This is a genomic window from Moraxella boevrei DSM 14165, assembly GCF_000379845.1.
GTDB classification, from domain to species: domain Bacteria; phylum Pseudomonadota; class Gammaproteobacteria; order Pseudomonadales; family Moraxellaceae; genus Faucicola; species Faucicola boevrei.
Genome location: NZ_KB903793.1, coordinates 147,826 through 158,728, shown reverse-complemented (window position 1 = coordinate 158,728; position 10,903 = coordinate 147,826). Strand labels below are relative to the sequence as shown.

The following is a 10,903-nucleotide window of genomic DNA, read 5'->3' as shown; positions in this document are numbered from 1 at the left end:
TCGTAGAAATGGAAGTACGTGAACTACTATCTTCTTACGACTTTCCTGGTGACGACACCCCAATTATCAAAGGCTCAGCTCTAGAAGCCCTAAACGGCGGTGACGGCAAATACGGCGAACCAGCAGTTCTAGAACTACTAGACACGCTAGACAGCTATATCCCAGAACCAGAACGTGCCATTGACAAAGCATTNCTAATGCCAATTGAAGACGTATTCTCAATCTCAGGACGTGGTACTGTCGTAACAGGTCGTGTAGAATCAGGCATCATCAAAGTAGGTGAAGAAATTGAAATCGTTGGTATCAAACCAACCATCAAAACCACCTGTACCGGTGTAGAAATGTTCCGCAAAATGCTAGACGAAGGTCGTGCAGGTGAGAACTGTGGTGTATTACTACGTGGTACAAAACGTGAAGAAGTACAACGTGGACAAGTATTGGCAAAACCAGGCTCAATCAAACCACACACCAAATTTGACGCAGAAGTATACGTACTAAGCAAAGAAGAAGGCGGACGTCACACCCCATTCCTAAATGGCTACCGTCCACAATTCTACTTCCGTACCACTGACGTAACAGGTGCAATCACCCTACCAGAAGGTACCGAAATGGTAATGCCTGGTGATAACGTTGAAATGGCAGTAGAATTAATCCACCCAATCGCAATGGACCAAGGGTTACGCTTTGCAATCCGTGAAGGTGGTCGTACTGTCGGTGCTGGTGTTGTTGCTAAAGTAACCGAATAAAAATAACTGGGTAATCGTAAGGTTATCGGTGATTTGGTAATACCAAACCAAAAAAGAGTCGCTTAGGTGGCTCTTTTTTTATAGGATGAGTTTGAAGTATCTTTAAGTTTTGGGAATACTTTTGAAAAACTCTAAGGATTTAAAGTTTTTTTAATGGTTACCGAATCAAGATATTTTTCTAAGCTACATTTTTCAGGGTGCATCTCTTTACAGGCATAACCTTTTTCTAGTCTTGCTTTAATGATTTCATGGTATTTATTGCACTCTTAACTTGTGCCTAAAGGATGCTCAATTTTTTGACATAATTCTAATAATTTGGCTTTGGCTGGATGCACTTCAAAGGTTAATGCCATTCTATAGGGTTGATAAGCACTACCACCACCACTGGATGTATGCAAATATAGCACAATACCCATATTTTTTCATCATCATGGTAAGTTGGTGCGTGGCTAATCGCGATGATATCGTCTGTTTCATCTCAATCGTGGCGTAACGATTGGGAAACACTTCCATGATACTGGTACTGCTCCAATTCGCATCATGCGGTAATTCAATCTCAGTATAATAAGTCTGACCGTCCACCGCATCTGGCAATCTTATCTCTTCATAAATCACAGGTTTTTCTTTGTCAAGAATAAAATCGTAACCTGTTAAGATTGACAACCAAACGACAATAATCCCCGTTTATCCAATAATTTTTGACACGCTTAAATCCTTTATTTATTCATTACTTATTATCATTTGGGATTAAATCCAGCAACAACCGTTCATAAACTTTACCACGCCAAATAAAATGCACTTTTGCCTGCTCAAATGGTTTATCATCAAACCAAAAAAACACGCCTTCCATCATTTTTGGCCAATCATTCCAATCAATTTCTTTTACCCCCATCATCACCGCCAAAAATGCCGCCAGCAAGGTATCATGACTGACCGCAAGCAACAAATGTCCATGCTCAGGTTGATGATGATAAAATAAATCCAGCAAATCCAAACCGCCTTGTTCGGGGGATTTTGTGCCGACAAGTTCTTTTGCCAAAAAGCGATTGATAAAATTTAACGCACCGATTTCTTTAAAAATTTCGCCCACCGCTTCAGGTTCAACCACCAAACTCCCCGGCTCAACCAATAATGACTGATGCGACACATTTCGGCTAATCCCTGCTCCTTCTTGCATCAAAATCGCCGTATCAATACAGCGTTGAATGGGACTGCTAATGCTATCCACATCCATGGAATAATCCAAATGTGTGGCAAGCCAACGCCCCCAAGCCGTGGCCAATATCCGTCCACTCGGTGTCAGTGGCAAGGCATAACTGGCAAAGCCATTTTTATCGGAACGCTCACGCAACGAATGCCGTGTGAATAAAATCAAACGGGCATTTTTGGGTAATAATTTTACCGACTCAATCATGCTTGGTGGTAAGTGAGCAGGTGCAGGGGCGACTTTGATACGCATGGCTTAATTTCCTAATTTTTTTGGAAATTATCGGTTGAGTGCTTGAGCGTTGCCAAAATCTGTTGCAATTTTGCGGTCGGATTGGGGGCGTTGGTAATAGAACGCCCAATCACCAAATAATCCGAACCGTTGGCAATCGCTTGTGCTGGTGTGCAAATGCGAGTTTGGTCATTGTTATCATCATCGGCTAGACGAATACCTGGGGTTACCAACAAAAAATCTTGACCACAATGCTGTTTTAAGAATTGGGCTTCTTGAGCCGAACACACCACGCCATCTAGCCCTGATGCTTGGGTTAAATTTGCCAAACGTTTCACTTGATTTTCTACACTGTCTGATACGCCAATATCTTGCAAATCTTGCTCTGACATTGATGTTAGCACGGTTACCGCAATCACCAAAGTTTGATAATTCTGCTCAACCAAACGCTTTTTCACCATTTGCATGGCAGTTTTGCCACAGCTTGCATGAACGTTGGTCATCCAAACACCCATATCAGCAGCCGCTAAAACCGCTTGGGCGGTGGTGTTCGGGATATCGTGAAATTTTAAATCCAAAAAAATCTCAAAATCACGGGCGTGCAACTGGGTGATAATTGTTGAACCATATTTGGTAAACAGCTCTTTGCCAATTTTGACACGGCATAACGTGGGGTCAAGACTATCTGCCAACGCCAACGCCCCATGCTCATTCATATTATCGAACGCCACGATAATCGGTGAAGTTACCATATTTTTTCCTTCTATTTATTGCGAAAAAATGTTAATAATTTTTAACAATTAGGGCTGTTTTAAACTATCAATCGGTAGCCCTGTATCTTGATGTTGGTTTAAATGTTGCTCAAGATTACTTTGGGTTTGCAATAATTTTTCCTGAGTTTGGCTAAGTTCTTTGTTAAGTCGTTGATTTTCCAGCCTAATTTGTACCACTTTAAACAAAATAATGGACAGTAATACACCGCCAATTACACCAAGCAAAATACAAATAATTAACAACAAACCCAAATTCATCTGTGGCACTTGGCTAAAAATCAAGTTCACTTCGGTTTGGGCACTATTTACTAGCACCAACATTAACGAGTAAGCAAACACAATAAACAATAAAATCGCAATCAAATAACGCATGGATTGTCCTTTTTAAAAATAACTTAAAATGAGAAATGTTACTGCTATTATACGATTTTTCCAAAAAAAAGGGCGATTTTTTTATCGCCTCTTTTATATTTGCTTACAAAAAAATAACTTAAGTATTATCTTTGTTCACCGCTTCACGCAATGCTTTACCAGGTTTAAAATGCGGAATAGCGGTAGATTCTACAGATACTTTTTCGCCTGTTTTTGGGTTGCGTGCGGTTCTTGGGTTGCGGTGGTGCAAATTAAAACTGCCAAAACCACGTACTTCTACACGTCCATCTTTGGCGAGCGTATCTGTCATTAAATTAAGCAGTTGCTTTGTCGCTTCTTCAATCGTGGTTTCAGATAATTGACGGCATTCAGTTGATAATTTATCAATCAAGTCTGATTTATTAATCACTTTTTCCATAGAACCTCTTTATTCACACACCATTTTTACCAAGTCAATGATGAATGCTGTTATCGTTATTTGGTGTTGCCAAACATGATGATTGGTATTTTCGTAAAATATACGGTAACCAAACTTTACATTTTATTACGTTATATGCACATTATAACAAAAGCCAAACCGATTTACTCTATTTTTTTGATTAAATTACCAAAAAAGCGATAAAAAACAAGCCTTAAGCCAAAAATTTTATCAGGTTTTAGCAGTTTAATCCAACAAAAAAGCGACCAAATCGCTAATTGCTTTTTGGTCGCCTTTTTTAACCGAATAAATCAGTTAACAGAACAAATCACTCATTATTGGTTGTTTTGTTGTTCTTTAATTAAATCACCAATAGTTTTTGGTTGTGCATCTGTGTTGTTTGCACTTAATGCTTTAATCGCATCACGTTGTTCTGCTTCGTCTTTGGCTTTAATTGACAAGTTAATTGAACGTGATTTACGATCAACGCCTGTAATTTTTGCTTCAACTTCATCACCCACACTCAACACGGTAGAAGCATCTTCTACTTTGTCTTGTTGAATTTCTGATGCACGCAAGTAGCCTTCAACTTCTTCAGCTAGTTGTACTTTTGCACCTTTGGCATCAACTTCAATCACTTTACCTTTAACGATTGTACCACGCTCGTTGCTTGACGCGTACTCATTGAATGGGTCGCTGTTAAGTTGTTTGATGCCTAGGCTGATACGGTTGTTTTCAGCATCTACAGACAATACTTGAGCTTCTACGCTGTCGCCTTTATTGTAGTTACGGATTGCTTCTTCACCATTTTCAGTCCATGATAGATCTGATAGGTGAACTAAACCGTCGATACCACCTTCTAAGCCAATAAAGATACCAAAATCAGTGATTGACTTGATAGTACCTGTTACTTTGTCGTTTTTGGCGTATTTTTTGTCAAACTCTTCCCATGGGTTTGGCATGGTTTGTTTGATACCTAGACTAATACGACGGCGTTCTTCGTCAATATCAAGGATTTGAACCATGATTTCATCGCCAACTTGTACCACTTTTGATGGGTGGATGTTTTTGTTGGTGTGGTCCATTTCTGAAACGTGAACAAGACCTTCGATACCGTCAGCAATTTCAGCAAAACAACCGTAATCTGTCAAGTTCGTTACACGAGCTTTTACATTCGTGCCTTTTGGATAGTTGTTTAACACGTCTTGCCATGGGTCAGTACCTAGTTGTTTCAAGCCTAGGCTAACACGGTTACGCTCACGGTCAAATTTCAATACTTTTACTTTTAATTCTTGACCGACTTCCACCACTTCTGATGGGTGTTTGATACGACGCCATGCCATATCCGTGATGTGCAATAGACCATCAATACCGCCTAGGTCGACGAAAGCACCGTAATCAGTTAGGTTTTTCACCACACCAACCACTTCTTGACCTTCTTCTAGGTTAGATAGCAATTCTTCACGTTCTGCTGAATTTTCTGCCATCATCACTTCACGGCGACTTACCACCACGTTGTTACGTTTTTGGTCAAGTTTGATGATTTTGAACTCAAGCTCTTTGCCTTCAAGGTGAGCCGTATCACGCACTGGACGAGTATCTACCAGTGAACCTGGCAAGAATGCACGCACTGAACCGATGTCAACGGTGAAACCACCTTTAACTTTACCAGAGATAAGACCTGTAACAATCTCATTATTCTCATGGATTTTTTCTAGGACGCTCCAAGTTTCTACACGTTTTGCTTTTTCACGAGATAGCAACGTTTGACCCATGCCATTGTCAACTGAATCAACAACCACTTGTACTTCATCACCAATCGCGACTTCAAGCTCACCCGCTTCGTTCAAGAACTCTGCACGGTCAATCACACCTTCAGATTTTAGACCGGTATCTACAATAATACGGTCAGTGTCAATCGCAACCACGGTACCAGTGATTACCGCGCCACGTTCTACTTGAAACGATTTTTGGCTTGCTTCAAACAGTTCAGCAAATGATTCCATCATAAAAATTACCTTTATATAGCCGTAGCCTGTCCAGCACAGTACGGTTCAAATGATGACTTTTTACTAACAAATCGCTGGTTTTACAGTTAATAAAAAATCAAAAAAAACGGATAAATCTTGTAAAATGATTTTGTCAATTCCAAAACCACAAAAAATTAATTTGTTAACCCACGCTCTGCACATAACTGCCAAACTTGGGCAAACACTTGTTCAGCATCTAACACCGAGCTGTCAATCACAATCGCATCATCGGCAGGTTTGGCAGGGGCGACTTCTCGACAACTATCTCGCTCATCACGAGCGATAATTTGTGCCAAAATCTCGGCAAAATCTGCCGATTTTCCTGCCTGTAATAACTGTTTTTGACGACGTTCTGCCCGAGCCTGTGCCGATGCCACCAAATAAATTTTTAACACCGCATCAGGAAACACCACCGTTCCCATATCTCGCCCATCAGCGACCAAGCCTTTGACACCGACTGCCATATTTTTTTGTAAATCTAACAATGCGGTTCTCACTTTGGGGAAAACCGCCACTTTTGACGCATATTCGCCGACTTCTTCGGTACGAATGGCACCGCTAATATCTTGCTGATTCACAATCACGCTGATATGTTCAGAATTGGCTTTGGCTTTGTCAAAATGAATATCAAGGCTTTTGGTTAATTCGGCTAACGTATATTCGCTTAAATTAGCGTCTAACGTAATGTCTAGCAAACCTTGCTGATGTGCCATAAATCCCACAATCCGATACAATGCCCCTGAGTCCAACATCGCATAATTAAGCTCACCTGCCAAACGAGCCGTCAGTGTGCCTTTACCTGAACCGCTAGAGCCGTCAATGGTGATAATTGGGACTGTGTTTGGAGTAGATCGATATTGATTTGGCATTAATGAATAGGTTGAGTGATTAAGTTGGATTAGTTAAATTTTGTTTATGATATTTATTTTTAACAATAAATATTTTCAAAAAATCGTGCAAATTCTTGATAAAATTGCTAAAAATCAGACTATTTTAGCATAATTTTTAGCAACTACCAAGGTTTTTGTATTTTTTAGCGAAAATTTATCAAAACTTTGGCAAAAAAAATTACAGCGTAAAGGTCGGTTTTGCCGAGTCTAATTGCCCTGCCAACAAACGTTCAATTTCGTGTTTAATGCGTAAGCCTGCTTCATCTTTACCCAGTTGTAGGGCATAACCTGCAGGGCGACTGCCTTGTGAACGGTGATGCACCCATACCACTTTACCATTTAACGGCATACGGTCGCTACTACCCGGTAGGGTAATGGTTACGAAGGTTTGAGCCCCCATTTCTTGTTCTTGGTTGCTTGGTACAAAAATCGCACCGTTTTGCATATACGGCATATAGCAAGCGTACAGTTTTTCAACGGTGTCATAATTAATCGTGGTAATACCACCACGGGTAGGCATTGCCATAGGATTTTTCCTTTTACAAAAAAGTCTTCAAAAAAAATTAGGCTATTTTAACACATTTGCAAGGCATTTATCAGCTTATCATAACATAATTTATCTTGGATATGTTGCCGTTTGTCTAGCCAAATTTGGTTAATCACGTTTTGTAAGTGCAAAATCGCCATTAAATCAGGTTTTGGTTGCAGTTTGTCAAATTGAATATCCAACTGTGATATAGGCAAATCGCTGACCGTATTGCCAATGTCAACCAACATAAGTTGGGATAAATATAAAAAATCGCTCAAACTCAAAGTTTTTTGCCAATAATCACTGGCTTGGATAACGCCACGATTTCCCGACCGCACCGCTTGCCAACTATTTAGCCAAATTTGGCGTTGCCGATACCAGTCACTGTGGAGCATATCCATTGCCACAAAGGGGGCAAATCCTGACATTTGATTGACTTGTTTTAAATCAACCAGGCTGGTTTCTGGTAGTTGTTGCTGCATAAAAGCCAATGATTGTTCAGGTTCAATTTCACTGACGTTAAAGGACTGCAAGCGAGAACGAATGGTCGGTAAAAGTTGCGAAGGCGTGTCGCTAATCAAAAACAATAGCACGTTAGGGGCAGGTTCTTCCAAGGTTTTTAACAAGGCATTACTTGCCCCAAGCGTCATGCTATCAGCTTGATGAATAACCACAATTCGCACGCCGTCGCTTGATTGTTGCACAAAGGGTTGCAGTTGGCGAATATCGTCAATTTTGATTAACGTTGGGTGTTGCTGTACAGGACTTTGGTCTTGTAACTGATTGGTTTTTTTCGGTTTTTTTTCGATTTCATCCACACTTGCCAAACTTGGAATTTGATACAGACTGGGATGCGTGTTGGCAATCAGCCATTGACAACTATCACATTTACCACAAGCAGTCTCGCTACTAGCCGATTTTTGTTGACAAAAAGCCCACGCCACGAAACGATACACAAATGCTCGCTTGCCTGACCCTGCATTGCCTGCGATTAATAAAGCGTGCGGTAATTTAACATTGTCATTAAAATGTTCGGTCAAATATTGCCAAGTGGTGCGTTGCCAAGGCAATAATTCGGCAAATAACCAATCTTTTATCACGCTTTGATTAACAGGGTCAGCTGGATGATAAGTGGTCGGATTTTCAGGATAACGGTTATTTTGTGATGTTTGTGGTGGTTTTGCCATAGGTTTAATGAAATAAATTGATGAATAAGCGATGAAAATAGTAATTAACATTTAAAATCAGCATTTAATCATAGTTTGTTGCAAAAAAATAGTAGATTTTTCATAAAAAGTAGATTACATTGCATTTTTTTAGCATAGACACACGGTAAAGCGTTTGATAAAAATTGGGCAGTATTTTACCAAACTGTTTAACATAACGTGATTTAAGGTGATTTATTTTGAGTGAAGTTGTTAAAAATTTAGAAAATAATCAATTAGATAGCGTGAATTTTTCGTTGCATGACGTATTGCGACGTGAGTTATCTCGCATTTTGCAAAGTATTGAAACAGAAAAACAAACACCTGATATTACCTTGTTTAAACGTTTGCTAGACCATCTGCGAGAAAATTCTGATGATGACGTTTCTGCAAATGAGCATATGTCTATTTTTATTCGTCTGTTGCGAGATAATCCAAATTGGGCGGATGGGCTGTGTGTGTTTTTGCTAAATTTAATCGGTAATTACCGACAAACGGTCGTTTTTACTGATATGGGTGTATTGTCAGATGCGAGTTTTTTATCGCAGTTTCATGCATTGCTTGGTCAACGGGTGTTACCACCTGTGCCTGATGATAAAGATTTGGTTTCGTTATTTCATTTGTTATTTGAAAGTGAAACCCGAGCTTGGATTGAGTTGGTGAATGAACGTTGGTGGCTGGAGTTGGTGATTTTGTTGAACCCGCCTACAGGCACAGAAACCGTTGTCAATCAACTAAAAATCAATGTTTTAAAATCTATTACTATTTTGTCACATCGGATTAGTGGCATTGGCTTGCACACAGATATGATTAAGGTATTTCCAAATGCGTTGTCCAATCAAAACACCTTTATTGAGTTAACGCATGAGGTGCGTGAGTTTGTAGAACATTATGAAGCCAATTATTTGTCACAACATCAACAAAATTTGCCGATTAAACCTGCTGATAGCAGTCAAATCTTTGTGTTAACCGACCAATCGCAAGAGATTTTGCAAAATATTCGCCGACGTATTCACAAAACAGGGATTACTATTCGTACTACCAATATTCTGGTCCGCCTTGAGCAAAATATTCAGCGTTTAGAGCTGTTGCTAACCATTTTATCTGCAGACAGAAATAGCCAAAAAAAGGCGTTGGTAGAACTCATTCATACACTGTATGAAGGCTCGTATAGTCGCAGTAGTTTTAAATATTTGTTTGGGATTAACACTGCCCTACTCTCGCGTAAAGTGACCGAAAATGCCAGTAAAGTCGGTGAGCATTATATTAGCACCGATAAAAAAGGCTATCAGAAAATGTATAAAAAAGCCGCGATTGGTGGCTTGCTTATCGGTTTTATGGCAACCTTAAAAATCTTTGCATCACATTTGGACATTGCGTTATTTGGCATTGCGTTTATTTATAGTATGATTTATGGTTTAGGCTTTGTGCTAATCCATATCGTTGGCGGGACAGTGGCGACCAAACAACCTGCGATGACGGCGGCAGCGATTGCATCCACCATTTCGGAAGCCACAGGGAGAAAAGCAGAACAAATGACCAAACTCGCCGAGTTGGTGGTGGATATTTTACGTACCCAGTTTATTGCGATTATGGGTAATGTTTCTATTGCGATGCCTGTGGCGTTAGCGATTTCGTTATTTTGGTTTTATGTGCTTGGCGAACCGTTAGTGTCCATTAAAAAGTCAGATTATTTGTTACATGAATTAAATCCATTTACATCACTTGCGGTATTTCATGCAGCAATTGCGGGTGTATATTTGTATATTTCGGGCTTAATTGCAGGTTATTATGATAATTTGGCAGTACATAGTCGGATTGGTGACCGCCTACGAGCCCACCCAAAACTCAAAACTTGGCTTAATCCTAGCCGTTTAGAAAAAGTAAGCCATTTTGTGGAAAGCAATTTGGGTGCGATTATGAGTAACTTTTTATTTGGCATATTTTTGGGTAGTACTGGTACAATTGGCATTATTTTAGGCTTACCACTTGACATTCGTCATATTGCGTTTTCGTCAGCCAACTTTGTGCATGGCATCTTTAATATGTACGCTAACACAGGCGTATTGCCCGATATTGGCATTATTTTGGTGAGTTTGCTCGGTGTGATGGTGATTGGTATGATTAACTTAATGGTAAGTTTTTCATTGGCATTAATCACTGCCTTGCGTGCCAGAAACGTAAAAATGTTTGAATGGAAATATCTATTTGGCTTAGTCGCATCGCATCTGGTCAGTCAGCCCTCCGACTTTTTTATCCCACGCAAAGAACCGATGAAATACGCACTCATCGACAATGACGGCAACATTATCTATCACGAAGACAAACCTGAAAAAGTGGAAAACAAACCCGAACTCACCCCTGCACAAAAACTGGCAAAAGTTGAAAAACTTAGCCAAGACGAAATTAACGAGAAAAAACAAGCCATTAAAGAAAAAGTGGTGGAAAAAATCCTAGATAATGTCAACCCAAGCGACACCGCCAATAAATTGCCAAAATAAA

The 10,903-nt window shown here is 39.9% G+C and carries 11 protein-coding genes; 2 read left to right on the top strand and 9 right to left on the bottom strand.

Going from position 1 to position 10,903, the window contains the following annotated elements; all coding sequences use genetic code 11:
• Positions 1 to 746 (top strand): EF-Tu C-terminal domain-related protein (locus tag A3G3_RS0108690; protein WP_026212945.1); only part of this gene is annotated, 746 nt, incomplete at its 5' end.
• 372 nt (positions 747 to 1,118) lie between these two features.
• Here the strand turns inward: A3G3_RS0108690 and A3G3_RS14535 are convergent.
• From A3G3_RS14535 to A3G3_RS0108640, 9 genes are all read right to left on the bottom strand, one after another.
• The gene (locus A3G3_RS14535) at positions 1,119 to 1,409 is read right to left on the bottom strand and encodes a hypothetical protein (RefSeq protein ID WP_156802140.1); all 291 of its coding nucleotides are present in this window, start codon (positions 1,407 to 1,409) and stop codon (positions 1,119 to 1,121) included.
• A gap of 64 nt (positions 1,410 to 1,473) precedes the next feature.
• A complete protein-coding gene (locus A3G3_RS13515) occupies positions 1,474 to 2,205 on the bottom strand; it encodes a histidine phosphatase family protein (protein ID WP_019520149.1) in 732 nt (243 codons plus the stop codon).
• Positions 2,206 to 2,216: 11 nt separating this feature from the next.
• Positions 2,217 to 2,936, bottom strand: coding sequence for an orotidine-5'-phosphate decarboxylase (pyrF, locus tag A3G3_RS0108675; protein WP_019520148.1), 720 nt, complete (start codon positions 2,934 to 2,936; stop codon positions 2,217 to 2,219).
• 48 nt (positions 2,937 to 2,984) lie between these two features.
• Positions 2,985 to 3,329 (bottom strand): lipopolysaccharide assembly protein LapA domain-containing protein, encoded by a 345-nt coding sequence (locus A3G3_RS0108670; protein WP_019520147.1) that lies wholly within the window; start codon positions 3,327 to 3,329, stop codon positions 2,985 to 2,987.
• A 118-nt stretch (positions 3,330 to 3,447) separates the two neighbouring features.
• Positions 3,448 to 3,747: an integration host factor subunit beta gene (locus tag A3G3_RS0108665; protein WP_019520146.1), complete on the bottom strand. Its 300-nt coding sequence runs from the start codon at positions 3,745 to 3,747 to the stop codon at positions 3,448 to 3,450.
• A gap of 335 nt (positions 3,748 to 4,082) precedes the next feature.
• Positions 4,083 to 5,756 carry a 30S ribosomal protein S1 gene (gene rpsA / locus A3G3_RS0108655; RefSeq protein ID WP_019520144.1) on the bottom strand — a complete coding sequence of 558 codons (1,674 nt, stop codon included), beginning with the start codon at positions 5,754 to 5,756 and terminating at the stop codon, positions 4,083 to 4,085.
• Between the two features lie 155 nt (positions 5,757 to 5,911).
• Positions 5,912 to 6,646 carry a (d)CMP kinase gene (gene cmk / locus A3G3_RS0108650; RefSeq protein WP_019520143.1) on the bottom strand — a complete coding sequence of 245 codons (735 nt, stop codon included), beginning with the start codon at positions 6,644 to 6,646 and terminating at the stop codon, positions 5,912 to 5,914.
• 199 nt (positions 6,647 to 6,845) lie between these two features.
• The gene (locus A3G3_RS0108645) at positions 6,846 to 7,193 is read right to left on the bottom strand and encodes a PilZ domain-containing protein (RefSeq protein ID WP_019520142.1); all 348 of its coding nucleotides are present in this window, start codon (positions 7,191 to 7,193) and stop codon (positions 6,846 to 6,848) included.
• 47 nt (positions 7,194 to 7,240) lie between these two features.
• Positions 7,241 to 8,383, bottom strand: coding sequence for a DNA polymerase III subunit (locus tag A3G3_RS0108640; RefSeq protein ID WP_156802139.1), 1,143 nt, complete (start codon positions 8,381 to 8,383; stop codon positions 7,241 to 7,243).
• 218 nt (positions 8,384 to 8,601) lie between these two features.
• On the opposite strand from A3G3_RS0108640, the gene A3G3_RS0108635 reads away from it, so the two are divergent.
• Positions 8,602 to 10,902, top strand: coding sequence for a site-specific recombinase (locus A3G3_RS0108635; protein ID WP_019520140.1), 2,301 nt, complete (start codon positions 8,602 to 8,604; stop codon positions 10,900 to 10,902).
• Position 10,903: the final 1 nt, after the last annotated feature.

Coding starts and splice junctions, on each gene's coding strand:
- A3G3_RS13515 (WP_019520149.1), bottom strand. CDS start 2,205: ATGCGTATCAAAGTCGCCCCTGCACCTGCTCACTTACCACCAAGCATG.
- pyrF (WP_019520148.1), bottom strand. CDS start 2,936: ATGGTAACTTCACCGATTATCGTGGCGTTCGATAATATGAATGAGCAT.
- A3G3_RS0108670 (WP_019520147.1), bottom strand. CDS start 3,329: ATGCGTTATTTGATTGCGATTTTATTGTTTATTGTGTTTGCTTACTCG.
- A3G3_RS0108665 (WP_019520146.1), bottom strand. CDS start 3,747: ATGGAAAAAGTGATTAATAAATCAGACTTGATTGATAAATTATCAACT.
- rpsA (WP_019520144.1), bottom strand. CDS start 5,756: ATGATGGAATCATTTGCTGAACTGTTTGAAGCAAGCCAAAAATCGTTT.
- cmk (WP_019520143.1), bottom strand. CDS start 6,646: ATGCCAAATCAATATCGATCTACTCCAAACACAGTCCCAATTATCACC.
- A3G3_RS0108645 (WP_019520142.1), bottom strand. CDS start 7,193: ATGGCAATGCCTACCCGTGGTGGTATTACCACGATTAATTATGACACC.
- A3G3_RS0108640 (WP_156802139.1), bottom strand. CDS start 8,383: ATGGCAAAACCACCACAAACATCACAAAATAACCGTTATCCTGAAAAT.